General features: G+C 41.6%; 16 protein-coding genes and 1 pseudogene. 6 read left to right on the top strand and 11 right to left on the bottom strand.

The annotated features are described in order from the left end of the window. Positions 1-109 precede the first annotated feature (109 nt). From G8D99_RS03135 to G8D99_RS03125, 3 genes are all read right to left on the bottom strand, one after another. Positions 110-364 (bottom strand): hypothetical protein, encoded by a 255-nt coding sequence (locus tag G8D99_RS03135; RefSeq protein ID WP_166322561.1) that lies wholly within the window; start codon positions 362-364, stop codon positions 110-112. Between the two features lie 157 nt (positions 365-521). Then, positions 522-704, bottom strand: a complete 183-nt coding sequence (gene rpmF / locus G8D99_RS03130) for a 50S ribosomal protein L32 (RefSeq protein WP_005011848.1) — start codon at positions 702-704, stop codon at positions 522-524. 77 nt (positions 705-781) lie between these two features. Next, entirely contained in the window at positions 782-1,339 is a 558-nt protein-coding gene (locus G8D99_RS03125) for a YceD family protein (protein ID WP_166322559.1), read from the bottom strand. 97 nt (positions 1,340-1,436) lie between these two features. On the opposite strand from G8D99_RS03125, the gene G8D99_RS03120 reads away from it, so the two are divergent. The 5 genes from G8D99_RS03120 (at position 1,437) to rluB (ending at position 5,757) form a co-directional block, all read left to right on the top strand. Then, on the top strand, positions 1,437-2,099 hold the full coding sequence (locus G8D99_RS03120) for an elongation factor P hydroxylase (RefSeq protein ID WP_166322557.1): 663 nt from the start codon (positions 1,437-1,439) through the stop codon (positions 2,097-2,099). A gap of 223 nt (positions 2,100-2,322) precedes the next feature. Further along, the gene (locus tag G8D99_RS03115; protein WP_166322555.1) at positions 2,323-2,940 is read left to right on the top strand and encodes an L-threonylcarbamoyladenylate synthase; all 618 of its coding nucleotides are present in this window, start codon (positions 2,323-2,325) and stop codon (positions 2,938-2,940) included. A gap of 293 nt (positions 2,941-3,233) precedes the next feature. After that, positions 3,234-4,025, top strand: coding sequence for a segregation and condensation protein A (locus G8D99_RS03110; protein WP_196781656.1), 792 nt, complete (start codon positions 3,234-3,236; stop codon positions 4,023-4,025). Positions 4,026-4,078: 53 nt separating this feature from the next. Beyond that, positions 4,079-4,612, top strand: a complete 534-nt coding sequence (gene scpB, locus G8D99_RS03105) for an SMC-Scp complex subunit ScpB (protein WP_166327478.1) — start codon at positions 4,079-4,081, stop codon at positions 4,610-4,612. 41 nt (positions 4,613-4,653) lie between these two features. Then, positions 4,654-5,757, top strand: coding sequence for a 23S rRNA pseudouridine(2605) synthase RluB (gene rluB / locus G8D99_RS03100; protein WP_166322553.1), 1,104 nt, complete (start codon positions 4,654-4,656; stop codon positions 5,755-5,757). 126 nt (positions 5,758-5,883) lie between these two features. Here the strand turns inward: rluB and G8D99_RS03095 are convergent, their stop codons facing one another. The 3 genes from G8D99_RS03095 to rlmF form a co-directional block, all read right to left on the bottom strand. Then, positions 5,884-6,618, bottom strand: a complete 735-nt coding sequence (locus tag G8D99_RS03095) for an alpha/beta hydrolase family protein (protein ID WP_166322551.1) — start codon at positions 6,616-6,618, stop codon at positions 5,884-5,886. A 196-nt stretch (positions 6,619-6,814) separates the two neighbouring features. Further along, on the bottom strand, positions 6,815-7,279 hold the full coding sequence (gene ftn, locus G8D99_RS03090; protein WP_166322549.1) for a heteropolymeric bacterioferritin subunit Ftn: 465 nt from the start codon (positions 7,277-7,279) through the stop codon (positions 6,815-6,817). 262 nt (positions 7,280-7,541) lie between these two features. Then, on the bottom strand, positions 7,542-8,516 hold the full coding sequence (gene rlmF / locus G8D99_RS03085; protein ID WP_166322547.1) for a 23S rRNA (adenine(1618)-N(6))-methyltransferase RlmF: 975 nt from the start codon (positions 8,514-8,516) through the stop codon (positions 7,542-7,544). 350 nt (positions 8,517-8,866) lie between these two features. Here rlmF and G8D99_RS03080 point away from each other — a divergent pair, with 350 nt between their 5' ends. After that, positions 8,867-9,931: an SDR family oxidoreductase gene (locus G8D99_RS03080; RefSeq protein ID WP_166322545.1), complete on the top strand. Its 1,065-nt coding sequence runs from the start codon at positions 8,867-8,869 to the stop codon at positions 9,929-9,931. 196 nt (positions 9,932-10,127) lie between these two features. On the opposite strand, the gene G8D99_RS03075 is transcribed toward G8D99_RS03080, so the two are convergent. The 5 genes and pseudogenes from G8D99_RS03075 to G8D99_RS15955 form a co-directional block, all read right to left on the bottom strand. Next, entirely contained in the window at positions 10,128-10,532 is a 405-nt protein-coding gene (locus G8D99_RS03075) for a YybH family protein (RefSeq protein ID WP_166322543.1), read from the bottom strand. Between the two features lie 194 nt (positions 10,533-10,726). After that, the gene (locus G8D99_RS03070) at positions 10,727-11,707 is read right to left on the bottom strand and encodes an IS110 family RNA-guided transposase (protein ID WP_166322541.1); all 981 of its coding nucleotides are present in this window, start codon (positions 11,705-11,707) and stop codon (positions 10,727-10,729) included. A 245-nt stretch (positions 11,708-11,952) separates the two neighbouring features. Beyond that, positions 11,953-13,929, bottom strand: a complete 1,977-nt coding sequence (locus G8D99_RS03065) for a BCCT family transporter (RefSeq protein WP_166322539.1) — start codon at positions 13,927-13,929, stop codon at positions 11,953-11,955. A gap of 403 nt (positions 13,930-14,332) precedes the next feature. Continuing rightward, positions 14,333-16,372, bottom strand: coding sequence for an NAD-dependent DNA ligase LigA (gene ligA, locus G8D99_RS03060; protein WP_166322537.1), 2,040 nt, complete (start codon positions 16,370-16,372; stop codon positions 14,333-14,335). A gap of 95 nt (positions 16,373-16,467) precedes the next feature. Further along, a pseudogene (locus G8D99_RS15955) lies at positions 16,468-17,025 on the bottom strand (cell division protein ZipA C-terminal FtsZ-binding domain-containing protein); the annotation flags it as partial. Between the last annotated feature and the right edge of the window lie 122 nt (positions 17,026-17,147).

Here is a 17,147-nt window from a genome sequence, read left to right as displayed (position 1 = left end):
TAGACCAAAGACTGACAGAAAAATTTTCAGTTTTTCCCGATAAAATGACACGTTCAATCGCATATTTGCCTTGAAAAACGCGATATTGAATATTTTCTATACTTTTAATCTACTCTTCATCATCCATCACTCCTACACAAAAATCAGCCGAAACCGCTTTGGCTTGTGCCGTTTTAGACTGGGTCATGTATTGAAATTCAGCCAATGAAAGCGGTACACCTAAGCGAAGTATAGAAGATTTAGACGCTGTTTTTTGCTCCGTTTTTTGAGCTGATTCAACACTTGAACCTGCAACATCTGCCTGTATTGTTTTGGCTTCAAGCTGTCCCAAAACCAAACACAATAGCATTGGAAGGATTTTCATTTTTTCATCATCATTGTTCGCATTATTGTTGTTATAAAGGCCTATTTTTTAAAAATTCAGCACGGATTATTTTTAGATAAGTAGTTTATTTTAAACAAAAAAAAGGGAGCTAAGCTCCCATTTTTTCTACTAAGCTTGACGCTTAATACACCGTATATTATTCAGCAGATGCTTTAGCGAATAATTGACGACCACGGTAAACACCATCTTTAGTCACGTGGTGACGACGATGAGTTTCACCTGTAGTTTGGTCTACAGTTAATGCATTCTCGGTTAAAGCGTCATGTGAACGGCGCATGTCACGGCGAGAGCGACTTTTACGGTTTTGCTGAACGGCCATGATGGCTCCTTACAAAGATCGAAAAAATGGATCAGAACAAATTCGATTGTCTTATACGCGAGAGTATAACACAAAAATTAGTTAAGTTTACCCTTCAAAGCAGCCAAAACATCAAACGGATTATCTCGTTTTTCTTCGACTATCTCTTCTTCGGCAGGTTGATGCTTATGCACACAAGACTCATGCTTAGGCGACAACGGCACCAACAATAACAATTCATCTTCTATCAGTGCGAGCAAATCAGCGGTTGCAGGTGCATCAAATGAACCTTTGGTCGTTGCTTCGCTTTCACCTAAAACGATGAAATCAGCATCCTCATCCAAGCGCTCTATCAGTGACTCATCATCGATCAAGGCTAAATGAAAATCTAAAGCAAGTGGAATTTCAACAGTGTCCAGACAACGCTGACATTCCATTGGAACACTCGCTTCGACGCTGCCATCTAACCAAACGACACGATGATACGCATCCATTGATAGCTTACAGTCTATATTGATCAATTGATTATCAATTGATCCAACAGCTTCACGGGATATACGACCAAGACGAGACAATGGCAGGGTACCTGACCATGTAAAGCCTTGCTCAGCCCATTTAAACGGCTCAATCTGTGCCGGAAAGGTATTTGCTGACATAATTAAGGCGGCAATTCTACAAATTCATAAGTACTCTGTCAAAGATTAAGATACAATTTTGTACTTATTAAGACAGATCATTTGGGTAATACAAGTCATGCATCAGTTGCAGCCGCAACCTGAAGTCACAACTTCATTACAGTTAAACTATCCTTCGAGTTCAAATTTAACGGATCACTTAGACCGCGTGCAACTCGCACCTTGGGTAAATCTGCAAACAGAAGCTCAACAGGTAGACTGGCTTATATTACACTTTAATCACTGGTTTTCCCACTTAAATGTGACTTTGGTGAAGGGTGATTTTGAACCTGAATATTTTCCTGCAACATCAACAAGTTCTGCAAAAATTCAGTTTGCACATGGTTTTTTTAACAGCGCATTACATGAGATTAGTCACTGGACCATTGCCGGTGAAAAACGCCGTTTATTGCCCGATTTAGGCTATTGGTATGCCCCAGATGGCCGTACCGCAGAACAGCAAGCTTTATTTGAGCAAGTCGAAATTAAACCGCAAGCGATTGAATGGTTATTCGCACATGCTTTTGGTCGTAAGTTCCGTGTGTCTTTAGATAATCTGACTGGAGATAGCGGAGATGGTACAAGCTTTAAAGACAATGTCTTTGCTCAAGTTCAACGGTATTTCAATGGTGAAGCCAAACTGCCCCGTGATGCGAAGCGATTTATAGAATGTATCTGCATCTGTTGTCGTGAAGGTAAAGCTTTAGAGCTGACAGAATTTACACGAGAAATGCTTGATTAATTTACATAAATCAACATTGAAAGATTGAATCATCGCTTACGCTCAAGTGATAATGTTGAGATCAATAGTAATCCCCTGAGCAGTGAGCATAACAATGATTTAAGTCTTGGTTCAGGCTTCGCTACTGCATGATCAACAGATACCTATAACCCGTAACATCGTCTATTAAATGCACAAGCAAAATATCATAAAACTAAAATAGGTCTTTCTCAGGAGAAAACATATGCTTCATTTAAGAGTCCATCCTGACAACCCACAACCTCGCTTGATTAGCCAAGCGGTAGAACGTATTCGCGCCGGTGATGTCGTGGTCTACCCGACCGATGCCGCCTATGCGATTGGCTGTCAGATTGGCAATAAAAATGCGATGGAACGCATTGCACAGATTCGTAACTTAGGGGCAAAACATCAATATGCGATTATTTGTGCCGATTTATCTGATATCGCGACCTACGCCAAAGTGGACAATGCCACTTATCGTTTATTGAAAGCCAATACCCCTGCGGTGACCACATACATTTTAAACGCGACCAGTGAAGTACCACGTCGCCTGATGCATCCAAAAAAGAAAACCATTGGCTTACGTGTACCCAGTAACCCTGTGTGCCAAATGCTGTTACAGGAACTCGGTGAACCCTTGCTGACCAGTACCCTGATTTTACCGGGTCAAACGGAGCCTTTAGATGACCCTTATGATATTGAGCAACAATTAGAAAAACGGATTGATGTTTTTATCGACAGTGGTTTAGGCACGCTTACCACCACCAGTATTGTGGATCTTTCGGGAGATAACCCTGTGATTGTACGTCGTGGGGTTGGAGATGTCAGTGCTTTTGAATAAGTCGATTTAATTTTAAATTCTACTTAAATATGAGTTTTTTCTGATTAAATTCAGTTTTATAGTTTGAATATAGCGATTATCAATCACTTTAATTAGCTCTATTTAAAAATACTGTCAATTTAATTTCAGTTTTTTATCGTAATAAATGGATTAACAATTTATTCAGCGGTGTTTTTGCTTTAGAATAGGCTTACTCTTTATAAGTATTTCGGATCAATGTTTTTTTGATGCCGATCACCGACCTCCTGAATCACCTAACATGCTTTTGAAAATTCGCGTGGCTAATAACTGTAATGACTCAAGCAATCCATAATTCGATGGAACATCTTCCACACATCCGTGTCTTGGATGAGTGGCAGGCCGATCTTCCTGAAGATTTATATATACCGCCTGCAGCATTCGAAATTCTTATTGAACATTTCGAAGGACCACTCGATTTTTTAATTTACTTGATTCAAAAAAACGGTTTTGACCTGTTGCAACTTGATATTGCCCCGATTGCGACGCAATATTTATCTTATATCGACAGTATGAAGTCACTAAATATTGAGTTAACGGCAGACTATTTGGTGATGGCTGCCCTACTTGCAGATTTAAAATCACGTCTACTGCTTCCGAAACCTAAAGCCGTCACTTTAGAAAAAGATCCAAAACAACAACTGATTGATCGTCTCGAAACCTATTTAAGAATTAAACAAGCGGCGGAACGTTTAGGGCAAATGCCAATTTTCGACCGTGATACCTTTGCAACCAATGTCGGAATTGGACAAACGTCTACTGTTTATCAAGGTTATGAAGCAGATATGCTTCGCGATGCAATGTTTTGTATTTTTAATCGACCTGAACCCGTGAGCCATCAGATTGTTCAAGAGCCTGTTTTACTTGAAGAACGAATTGCTTATATTGAACAGTTGGTCAAAAGTGGTGAGGTGTTGAGTTTTCAAAAGCTGCTACGTCCGAGTCAAGGACAAATGGGCTTGGTGGTGACCTTTATGGCAATTTTGGAACTGACTCGTCAGCAAAAAGTACAGATTGTGGCATCAGGGATCGAAGCGCCATTGGCAATTCAGGGGATGTGTGCGTGACCATCGATCAAAGCAATGTGTTTCATGCAGATGAACTCCACCATGAGATTCTGATGCAAATGGAAGCGATTATTTTTGTGAGTGAAGCACCGGTATCGGTGGCTCGTTTAAAAGAAGCCTTTCAACACCAATATTCGAAACAACAACTGAATGCATATTTGCAACAGTTGGCAGTATTACAACATGGGCGTTCAATTGAGTTGGTGGAAACCGCTCAAGGATTTCGTTTTCAAGTGCGCGCGAAATATAAACAGATCATTGCGCAAACTTGGCCTGAACGCCCAACCAAATTATCACCATCACTGTTAGAAACTTTGGCAGTGATTGCTTACCATCAGCCCGTGACCCGAGCTGATATTGAGCAAATACGTGGAGTTACGAATAACAGTCAGCTACTTAGAACGTTATTCGAATGGAACTGGATTAAAGAATCAGGGTTTCGTGAACTTCCAGGAAGACCCGCGTTGTTGGTTACAACGCCACAATTTTTGAACGCATTTGGTTTAGCGTCGCTAAGTCAATTGCCTCCCCTTCAGGATGCCAAGGAAGCTTTTATGGCTTTAGATGCGCAAGCAGCGAAGTCTTAAATAGGTGAACTGTTGATGATTATTTCTAAGGTTATGCTGTTATGAGTGAAAAATTGCAAAAGGTACTCGCACGGGTTGGTTTAGGCTCTCGCCGTTATATGGAAGAAGTCATTGCTGCAGGACGTGTAAGTGTCAACGGTCAAATTGCTCAAGTGGGCGAACGTATTGAACCAACAGATGAGCTTCGCATCGATGGTCGTAAAGTTGCCTTCCAAATTGAAGACGAAATTCGTCGTCGTGTGATTATTTATTATAAACCTGAGGGTGAGATCTGCTCGCGTAGCGATCCTGAAAACCGTCCGACAGTATTCGATCAATTGCCAGCAATTCCAGGCGATCGTTGGGTGATGGTCGGTCGTCTCGACATTAACTCAACCGGTCTATTGATGTTTACCAATGATGGTGAATTGGCAAACCGTTTGATGCACCCATCGAGTGAAATCGAACGTGAATATGCTGTGCGTGTCATGGGTGAAGTGACACCACAATTGAAAAAGAACATGACCACAGGTGTTGTGCTTGATGATGGTCCTGCGAAGTTTGAATCGTTCTCTGAAATTGGTGGTGACGGGATTAACCGTTGGTATCAAGTGGTGGTTAAAGAAGGTCGTAACCGTGAAGTGCGTCGTATCTTTGAGTCGCAAGGTTTAAAAGTAAGCCGTCTGTTACGTACTCGCTATGGTACGGTGATTCTGCCACGTGAACTTCGTACTGGTCGTTGGGTTGAATTGGATAAGAATGACATCGACAACTTAACCAAAGCGGTTGAATTGAAACCACGTCAAGGTACGGGTCTTTACGGTATGGCAAAACGCCGTAACGAACGTATGCAAGACAAACCTTTGGCTGCGCGTCGTGGTGGTTATTTACGTCAGCAACGTCGTGACGAAGGTGAAGCAACAGAAAGTCGTGACCCACGTCATCACTACTCTGAACAACGCCGTGACCCACGTCAAATGGGTTATGATCAAGCACGTTCAGAAAACCGCAATAGCCGTCCAGAGCGCACCAACCAAAACAGTGGCAACCGCTTTGAACGTCGTGCTGAACCGAATGGCAATACATTCGAACAGCAAAATCGTGGCGAAAACAAATTTGCTCAACGTAAACCGTTTGGTTTAAACAAAGGCTTTAAAAAGTTCTAATTTTTTAAAGTTCGTTGATACTAAAAAGCCACTCAATTGAGTGGCTTTTCATATTGAAAAAATCAAAATAATGAAACGAAACAATGAAAACGTAATGCTTTCTTGTTTGTAGATTGATGACCTTTTTTAAATTGGAACTGTTGATTTCGACAGTTGTTTTAAATAATTTATGATTTTGTCACTCATTAGATTCGGTTGAAACAACGCATAACCATGTGCCCCATTGATACTGTGTAATTTTAAACACTGAGCATCGAACAGCTTGATTAAATCGATCACTTTATGGGGAACCAATCCATCTTGTTCAAAAAACACATGCAATTGTTGTCCACTGAATTTTTTCAGTAACTCGACACAATTCATTTTTTCCCACATCTCTAAAGCATAGCGTTGGATTAACAGATCTTCTAGTTGAATGAAATTTTGCAATTTCTGCCAGTCTTGCTTGGCTGTTTGACTGCCTTGAGTGACCAAATAATAAAACCGCTTCAGGGTCATGACTGGATCTTTTTCAAAAGACTCTTTTAGGCTGGCAAAGCTCATCTGTTCCATGCCTACATTCCAATCTTCGCTACTGACAAAGCGTGGGTTGCTTGCCAGCGTAATCAGGGTTTTAAGTTTGCCTGTTTGTTTATACAGTTGATCTACCAAAAATGTGGCAATTTGTCCCCCCAAAGACCAACCCAAAATCACATCAAATTGTTCAGCCAAGCGCAGGTGTTTATTTAAAGCGGTAGTTTCAAAAATATTGAAGATATTGATCAGTTCAACCTGATAACCGTGTTTAATTAAATTCTGTTGCAGTGGAATTAAAGGTTGTGTACCAATCCCCCATCCACTGATCATTAAAATGCTTTGCATCCCGCAAATCCTAATTATTTTTTCTTTGATTTTCAGTATATAAACTCAGTGCGTCAGGCACAGTGAGAAAAAATTTCAAAATTGAGCGTTTTTTAGGTAAGTGAGGATAGAATGATTTTGATTCAGTGTTAAAAAAGCCCAGACTATGCTGGGCTTCTCATTTCATACCCGTTTAGAGGGTATCAGTCTGTCCAACTTACATTTGAGACTGAATGTAATTTTGTAAACCAATTAATTCAATTAAGCGTAATTGCTTTTCCAACCAATAGGTATGGTCTTCTTCGGTATCTGACATTTGCTGACGCAACATATCACGAGTGACGTAATCGCCTTTTTCTTCACACAGTTTTACGCCTTGAGCCAATTTCTCACGAACCTCGTATTCAAGTTTCAAATCTGCTTTGAGACATGCCACCACCTCTTGACCGACTTCAATATCATCACGGTTCATATTTGGCGTGCCTTCTAGAAACAACACACGGCGAATAATCGCATCGGCATGTTGTGCTTCTTCTTGCATCTCGTGATCGATTCGTTCAAAGATTTTGCTTAAGCCCCAATCTTCATACATACGTGAGTGAATCAGATATTGATCACGTGCAGCCAGCTCACCACCGATCAACATATTCAGATAATCTATTACTTCTGGATTGCCACGCATTTCAATATCTCCATTTCTTTAACCGTCATTATGAATAAAACATCATCATTATGCAAAATATAAATTATGTAAGCTCATGATTTTTATATAATTAAAATGAGAAGCATACGCATTTACAGCGATACCCCCAACAATTAACATATATAAAAGAACATCTTGCATTCAGCGCAGCGCTTTTATTTTTAAGACGCTGCTACTTTTATGCTGTTTGGTTTTTTTGTAACTAAATTCAAAATTATAAAGCGATCGACTTCGGCGAGCCCTAAGCTTTGCTCGAGTGAGTACGCATCCACGCTTGCTGTTGCTGTGCATCTAAAAAAGTCCAAGCCACAAAGCGACTTTCTTTTTGCCCCTGTGCCATTTGAATGGTTTTAACCTCGACTGCCCCAATACGCTTTAAGGTTTTGAGTAGCGCTGGTAAGGTGGTTTTCTTAGACACCAAGGTACTAAACCAAAAACATTGCTCAGCAAACAGTACACTCTCTTCGACCATTTGGCAGACAAAGCGTTCTTCTCCGCCGTCACACCACAGTTCATTTTTTTGCCCACCAAAGTTTAACACCACCTTAGTTCGATCAACGGGCTTGCCTAGTTTTCTTAATTTTTGAGTTGCTGTGGCATGGGCTTCATCTTGCGAGGCATGAAATGGTGGATTACACAGGGTCAAATCAAAAAGATCAGTCGGCTTAATCACGCCTTTAAAGATATTTTTTGCCGATTTCTGCAATCGAATATCAATACCTTTGCTCAAATTACGATTGGCTTCAATCATCAGCTTGGCATTTTTTACCGATGCAGCATGAATGTCCGACCCGACAAATTTCCAACCATAACTCCGATGACCAATCATCGGATAAATACAGTTCGCCCCCACCCCAATATCCAAGACTCGCACGCCTTGCCCTGTTGGAAGGTGACCTGCATTACTGGCGCTGAGTAGATCGGCCAAGTAATGAATATAGTCGGCTCGCCCCGGAATAGGTGGACACAGAAAATCTTTGGGAATATCCCAATATTGAATCCCATAAAAATGCTTGAGCAAGGCTTTATTGAGCATTTTGACTGCTACAGGGTCAGAAAAATTTATCGAAAGATCATTGTATGGATTGGGGCTGACATAAGGCGCAAGTTCCGGACAACTCTTGATCAGCTGCGGAAAATCGTAACGACTACGATGCAAATTTCGCGGGTGTAATTCCGATTTTTGCTTTGGAAATGCTTTCTTTGGTTGCGCCATGTATATGCCAATAATCAACGGGAGAACAGAATCATCTGATGAGGCAGGATGAATCCTGCTTGAAAGTGGATATTGTACGTGAATTCAACTCAGGATGACGACTCAATCCGTGCATTTGTCTGTCAGATATTCAGCCAAGCTCAGAAGCTCAAGTGGTGAGTTAACGCATTTAAGCCATATGATTTAGCCTATATGTAGCAGCGCACAAACACGTTGATTGCACCATAACGCAAACAATCAACGAGATGGCGCGCTCAATTGCTCATATTAAAAATATTCAATTAATCAAAGACAAAATTTCAGATTCTCAATATGATAAAACCAAAATGGATCAATCAAAGTTGAATAATATGAACACTAAGACAATAACATCACCTATCTTAGTAACAGGTGCCACAGGCTATATCGCCAGTTGGGTAATTAAACAACTACTTGAACAAGGTCATAGCGTACATGCCACAGTTCGTGATCTGAATAAAAAAGCCAGTTTTCAACATCTCGAAAAAATAGCCGCGCATAGCGAGGGTGAATTACGTTTATTTAAAGCCAATTTACTGGATGAAGGCTCTTTTGATGAGGCCATGCAAGGCTGTGAAGTGGTCATTCATATGGCATCTCCTTTCTTGGTGACCAATTTTAAAGACCCGATTAAGGACTTGGTTGACCCTGCACTCAAAGGCACCATCAATGTATTGAACAGCGTCAATCGCACAGCATCGGTTAAACGAGTGGTGGTCACCTCGAGTATTGCCTCAACGTATGGCGATGCCATCGATATTTTAAAAACCAAATATAACTCCTTTGATGAAAGCCATTGGAACACCACCAGTTCGGCTGAACATCAGCCTTATTATTACTCCAAAGTGGCGGCTGAACGCAAAGCATGGCAAATGCAACAAGCGCAAAACCGTTGGGAGTTGGTCTGCATCAACCCGTCTTTGGTGATTGGTCCTTCGCTCACGCCATCGACTCAATCGGGCAGTGTCGAAGTGCTACAACAGTTTGGCAATGGCATGACCCGCTTTGGCGTTCCGCAAATGTGGAATGGCTTGGTCGATGTGCGTGATGTGGCAGAAGCGCATCTAAAGGCAGCCTTTGAACCGAATGCCAAAGGACGTTATATCATCAATGCCAAATCCTTGACCTTGCTTGAAATGGGTCAGGCTTTACGAGATTACTTTGGCAACAAGTACCCTTTCCCGACCATGCATGCGCCTAAATTTTTATTTAAACTGATGGGCCCGCTGATCGGGCATTCGCGTAAATATGTTGAGCTGAATGTCGGTTATCCAATTTATTTCAATGCGCAAAAAAGTATTGATGAATTGGGCATGCAATATCGTGATGTGGAAACCAGTTTGGTTGAACACTTTCAACAGTTGATTGATGATGGCATCGTGAAAAAACGTGGTTAATCCGTAAAATCAACATAGCTAAGCAACTGACTATCTAGACAATTAATTATCTAAACAGCTGATTCTCCAAGCCTCTGACTTACAAGCGACTGGCTTACAAGTCACTGACTGACTAGCCAAACAACAAAGCCCATCGAAAATGGGCTTTGTTTATCACGATAACTTGATGTGTCAAACAACCATCGGGATTGACGGATTAAGCTTGGCTGTCATTTTGCGAGAACATGTATTTATCAATCCACCAACGCCCCTCTTTTTTAATCAGCACAAACAATTCTCTAAAATAATGTGCCGTGCTTTGCCCTGTTGCAAGCTCAGTCACTTGGGCCGGTTCTTCACAGCGGACAATTGCAACATCGGCATAGATATCCACCGATTTTATCTGTAAGCCACCCTCAATTTTGATGCTATTAAAAGTGTTTTGATAAAATTCTACAATCGCTGTGCCCCCTTGTAGACTTGCTAATTGATCGGGAATAATTTCAGCCTGATCGGTATATAGCGATAAGATTTGATCAATATTTTGTTGATTCAAATATTCGCCATAGGCCACTACCAATTGTTCAGGGCTAACCTGTTGTGTATTTTCTAAGCGCATCATTATCCATTCGATTTATTGTGATCAAGACAATATGGTAAAGCGTTGGCATCGCCATGAAAGCCCATCTAAATGTGACATAGCATTGCAGATTTGCAATGATAAAATCTTGCTACAGATTTCAAAAAAGATGCCATTAAAAAAAAGACCTCGATGAAAGAGATACCGTCTGAAACGTCAAGCAAATTATTGAAAATTCATGCTGAATAATCTGCTTGGTAAGGTTGTTGATGTTTGAGTACACCATAACAAAGATGAACCAACTTCCTCATCGCAGCTCCAATCGCTATCATTTTGGTTTTACCATTGGCCAATAACCTTTTATTCATCCCTTTGATATGAGGATTATGTCGAGTTGCGACAATGGCTGCCATATATAAACCAGCACGTATTTTGGAAGAGCCCGCTTTGGATAAACGGCTTCTACCATGAATGGAGCTACCCGACTGCTTTTGAATGGGAACCAAGCCAACAAAGGCAGCCGCTTGACTAGCCCTTTCAAACGTATGGCTGCGCAAGAAACTCAGCATTAATAAACTGGTTCGATCTGCAATGGCTGGAATACTGCTGAGCAGTTCTTTATCATTTTTTAAATCGGGATTCTGATCAATGTGATCATCAACTTGCTGGTCGATACCCTGAATGTGTTTGTTTAACTGTTCAATGCTCTTATGGATAGATTGAAGTACAGGTTCCATCGTGAAGGTAGACTCTGCTTTTTCCAAACGATTCTCTTCACGTTGTAAATCTTCACAAAGAGCAGCTCTTCTATCCAACAAAGCATTCAGCAATTGAATATGTTGGGGTAAAGGTTGCCAAAAATGTAGATCAGCAGTCATTGCGAATCGGGCTAGAACCTCACTATCTACCTTGTCTGTTTTATTCAGCTTAGACATACTCTGAGCAAAATATCGAGCTCTGGCAGGATTGGTTACGCAGACTTGATAGCCCGCATCAAATAAATATTTCGCCAAGAGTTCATGATAAATAGAAGTTGCTTCCATTAAAGTAATGGTCTGCGTAGAAGTTACAGCATGCTGCTTTAGCCAAGTTTGAAGTTGCTCAAAACCTTTTGGTGTATTTGAAAAAGTTTTAGTCTTCTTTTTACTTACAGAGTTTTCTAAAATTAAACAGCAATCAATTTTAGCTTTAGCAACATCAATACCAAGATAAAACATAATTTTTACCTGCTTTATTTATTCAATTATTGTTTTAGCATAACCACCGTCTTTTCTTGTGAATACAGCATCAAAGTGCTTAGTTACCGTCCAGAGTTGTGCAAGTGGTTAGGGCAAATTGTAGGTTTTATCTCTTTCACAGACTAAAAGTCTTAGGTCTATTACAAACTCTACAATTTGCATATAGTGGAAGCTAATCACTACAAGCGCTAAGATACAAGGTCTTTTTTATAGCGAATGAATGATTAAGAGGATTCAGGTAGTCGAACCAAACTTAAGAAGTGTAAATGACGTTCATACTGATCAATAATATCTTGCAGTAAATCATCCGCTGTCCAGTCCATCACATCGTAGGCTTGCCCGCCTTCTTTTAAGAAAACTTCAGCTTGAAAGTACTGAATATTTTCCTCTAAAGATTCAGGCATAAAACTTGGCGGCACAGTCTCGCGTGCCACCACCTGATAGGTGAAATTCAATTCATTGTGATGATCAACTTTAAGTGCTAAACCATCCTCTACTTCTTGAATCGTCACCTGCAGAGCACGGCGCTTAAACTCAGTTTGAATGCTCTCAAAGGCGTTACGTACATCGCTTGCAATATAATGCCGTACCTCTGCTTCACTGTGCGGATAATGCATAATCAAGCCCAAACGTTGTTGCCAACTGCGCGGATTTTGAATGGCTCTTGGCGTAATTCTGGCATCCTGTAAAGCATGCATTTTGGTCACATCCAACTTCAAAGCTTTGAGCAAGCCCCAACAAATACACAGCATAATCAAGGTAAATGGTAGAGCACTCATCATGGTGGCAGATTGCAAGGCACTCAAGCCCCCCACCAACAGCAATACGATTGCCAATAGCGCCATCAATACCGTCCAAAAAAGCCGTTGCCAGGTCGGTGAGTTGTCAGATTTAGCGGTTAAATAGTCGGTGACCAAAGCCCCTGAATCGGCTGACGTTACAAAAAAGAGCATCACCAAAAGCGTGGCTAAAATACTGGTCACGGAAGAAAATGGCAGGCTTCTCAGAAACTCAAACAATGCGACAGAAGAGTCGGTTTGCACGGCACTGACCAGACCGGTATTGGCTTCATGCAAGATACTATATAAGGCAGCATTGCCCATAAAGCCCATCCAAATCAGGGTAAAGCCTGTCGGAATCAATAACACCCCAACAATAAACTCACGAATGGTGCGACCTTCGGACACACGTGCAATAAACATCCCCACAAATGGTGACCATGAAATCCACCATGCCCAATACATAATCGTCCATCCACCAATCCAACCATTGGGTTGATAGGCATACAGATTAAAGGTCATGCTAAATAAATTAGAGACATACTGACCGGCATTTTGGATGGTGGTTTGTAGCAAATAAATACTGGAACTGGCAAAAAATACAAACACCAATAGAATCAAGGCCAAGATCAAATTCAACTCGGATAATCGTTTAATGCCTTTGTCCAGTCCAAAAAATACCGACAACGAGGCCATTGCACTGACCACAATAATTAAAATAATTTGCGCGGTAGTGGACTGTTCAAAACCAAATAAATAATTTAAGCCCGAATTGATTTGGGTCACCCCAAAACCTAAGGTGGTTGCTACCCCAAAAACAGTACCAATGGTGGCAAAGGTATCTACAGCATCTCCCATAGGGCCGTAAATTTTTTTACCAATTAAGGGATACAGCGCAGAACGAATTTTGAGGGGTAAATTATGCCGATAGGCAAAGTAAGCCAAGGCTAAACCAACAATCGAATAAATTGCCCAAGCATGTAGTCCCCAATGGAAAAAAGTCACCCGCATGGCTTGTTGAGCGGCATCAATGGTTGACCCCTCACCTTGAGGTGGTGATACATAATGCATCACAGGTTCAGCCACGCCAAAGAACATCAGTCCAATACCCATCCCTGCCGTAAACAGCATGGCAAACCATGAACCCTTACTATAAGTGGGGACACTATGGTCTTTACCGAGTTTGATTTTACCCATGTCGGTAAAGGCGATATACAACAGCACAATCAGAAATACAGCGACAGATAAGACGTAGAACCAGCTAAATGAATCTGTAATCCATTGATTCATTTGCTTGGTGAATAGGTCAAATGCGTTCGGTGCAAGCACCACCAATGCAAGAAAAAGAACAATAATAACCACAGTACTTAAAAAGACATTTGGATTCACATTGGAATACCAAGATGTGTTTTTGGAAGACATAGCTCCTCCATATCGTTTTAATTAAAAAGAACAGCCCAAAGGGTCAAAGAAATCTTCAGCAGCATGAAAATCAACACTGAATCAGGCAGTGCATTAGATGTAAGTTCTATCAGAATGGAATCTGCACTGAGGACTTAGCATAAATTATGATTAAAAATAAAGCAGTTAACTTAATGTAACCTTCGCTTTACACAGCAACATCTGAGTCTTCATTATTTTTTTGTTTTCAACACACATTAAATCGGGCATAACAGCAAGCATAAAAAAAACCTGTTAGCAGCTATGTGCACTAACAGGTTTAAGCTTTAGATGGAATTAGATCCGATATGGAATCAAATCCAATGTTGATTGTTAAAACTAAAGCATTTGAAGCGTGAATGTTTTTAAATATTCACCCTCCATTTTAAGCATCTAAACTTTGCCCATACTCAGCCATTAGTGCCAAGAAAGCCTGTTCATCTAAGACAGCTACACCCAACTTTTCAGCTTTGTCTAATTTAGAACCCGCTTTTTCACCTGCGACTAAGCATTTGGTTTTGGCTGAAACACTGCCGCTGACGCGAGCACCTAAGGCTTGAAGCATCTGTGTCGCTTCATCACGCCCCATACTGCTTAAGGTTCCTGTTACCACCCAACTTTCGCCATTTAAGGGCTGACGGGTCGGGGCAATTGGTGCATCCCAATGAATACCAGCAGCGATTAAGCGATCTACCACTTCTAAATTATGGGGTGCTTGGAAGAAGTCGATAATCCATTCTGCGGTGATGTCCCCCACATCTGGCGTTTTCTTTAAGGCATCCAAATCTGCGTTACGTAGCGCATCTAAGGTTTGGAAGGTATTGGCGAGCATACGTGCGGTGGTTTCACCTACCCCACGAATCCCGAGCGCAAAAATAAAACTGGCAAAGCTGGTTTTTTTACTCTTCTCAATGGAGTCAATCAGATTTTGAACCGACTTTTCACCCATTTTTTCAATGGTCAGTAATTTTTCACGATGCGCATGTAAATGATAAATATCCGCCACATCTTTGAGCAAATCCAAATGCAACAAAGACTCTGCCCAGCGATCGCCCAAACCTTCAATATCCATGGCTTTACGTGACACAAAATGACGAATGGCTTCAATGCGTTGTGCTGCACAATACAGTCCGCCTGAACAGCGTGCCAAAGCTTCGCCCTCAGGCATCACCACAGGTGAATCACAGACAGGACATTGTTCAGGTAAATGCACTTCAACGCTATCTACAGGACGGAATTCAGGCCAAACTTTTTCCACCTTGGGAATTACATCACCACTGCGATAGACACTGACCGTATCCCCAATGCGCACATCAAGGCGATGAATTTCACCAATGTTATGTAAAGTCACATTGGATACCGTGACCCCACCCACAGCGACAGGATTTAAGCGTGCCACAGGCGTTAATGTTCCTGTACGCCCCACTTGCCAGTCGATATTGTCGACTGTGGTGAGTGCCGCGACTGCAGGGAATTTATAGGCTGTTGCCCAACGCGGTTCACGACTTAAGAAACCGAGTTGTTGCTGTTGCTTCAGGTCATCCACTTTGATGACCATCCCATCAATTTCAACGCTTAAGTTCGGACGCTCAGCATTGATTTTTTCATAAGCCGTTTGCACTTCTTGAATACTGTCGCAGACAAAATGCTGCTCACCCACCGCAAAGCCAAACTGAGTCAACCATTCTAAACTTGCAGACATGGTGCTTTGCCCATGATGTGGCTGACACTGTGCAATGCCATAAGCATAGAAAGCCAAAGGACGTGAAGCGGCAATACTTGGATCAAGCTGACGTAAACTACCTGCGGCTGCATTACGTGGATTGGCAAAGGTTTTCTCGCCTTTCGCCTCATTTTCAGCATTGAGTTTTTCAAAGCCAGCTTTGGGCATGAGTACTTCGCCACGCACTTCAAGTAGCTCAGGAATTGGTGTGGTGGTTGACGTCAAAACTTTAGGCAAATTACGAATGGTTTTGACATTCTCAGTAATCACCTCACCAGTTTCACCATCACCTCGGGTGACACCACGCACCAATATCCCATGCTCATACCATAGCGAAATGGCCAAGCCATCAAACTTGAGTTCCACGTCATATTGAATTTTTTGATTAGGCAAACGTTCTTCAATACGACGCGCAAAGTCATTCAGTTCTTGTTGGTTAAACACATTGCCCAAAGACAGCATTGGGACGCTATGGGTCAGCGTTTCAAATTTGGATAAGGCCTTACCACCCACTTTACGGGTCGGTGTATCTGGTTGAGTCAACTCAGGATGCTGTTGCTCTAATGCTTTTAACTGATGGAACAATTGGTCGTATTCACTGTCCTCAATCGTTGGCTGATCCATCACATAATAGGCATGATTATGTTGTGCCAAGACTTGAATAAGTTGACGCATTTGCGCCACGACAGCAGATTGATCCATACAATATTTCACCATAATAAAAGGGCGGAAAATTCCGCCCAAAGTTTTTTGCGTTCACGCATTATAAATCAGTTTTCAATGAATGCTGATCTGTTTTAAACCGCTTGTCCCGGACGATAATCGATCGCCTTATGACGCCAATGTTCTTTTAACTGTGGCGTAAATTCAAGGTTATTTTCATCATAGACTGTACCGTCAATTTCACGCGCAATCAGACCCGCAATACTGACCATACTGTCATAGCCTTTTTGCACATTTTGATGCGGCAATGCCAAGAAAAATGCCAAGCCTTTGACTTGTTCAGACAGCAAGGATTCTAAGTCAAAACCTTCAGGGCCCTGATCGGTAATCCGTAAAATTGAGAACAACAGTGGACTAGGATTTTCCGGATCTTCATAACGATGGAAACAACGCATTTCGCCAAAACGTAGACCATATTTGAGCAGCACTTTTAAGGTCTTATCGCCTGACAAGGCTTTACGTGGGTTTGGATACACATTTAAAGCAATAATGGTTTCTGCATTGGCAAGCGAACTTTCATCATCTGAACGTTGTTGCTCATGCAAGTTAATATCTAAAATACTGCTTTCATCATTGAACTCTTGAATCTGAGCGGTTTCCACATTGGGGTTCAAGCTAAATTCAGGTTCGACAGCTTTCGGCGTTTCTGCTTCCGTCACTGCCTCTTCAATTTCCACTTTGGCCTCAGCCACTTCACCCGCAATTTGCTCAACGTGAGATTCAGCCGAATGCGTTAGTGTCGCTTCTTGCACTT

It is taken from the genome of Acinetobacter lanii, assembly GCF_011578285.1.
Classification (GTDB): domain Bacteria; phylum Pseudomonadota; class Gammaproteobacteria; order Pseudomonadales; family Moraxellaceae; genus Acinetobacter; species Acinetobacter lanii.
Note: the sequence above shows the minus strand (reverse complement) of the source record. Positions and strands in the feature narration are given on the sequence as shown.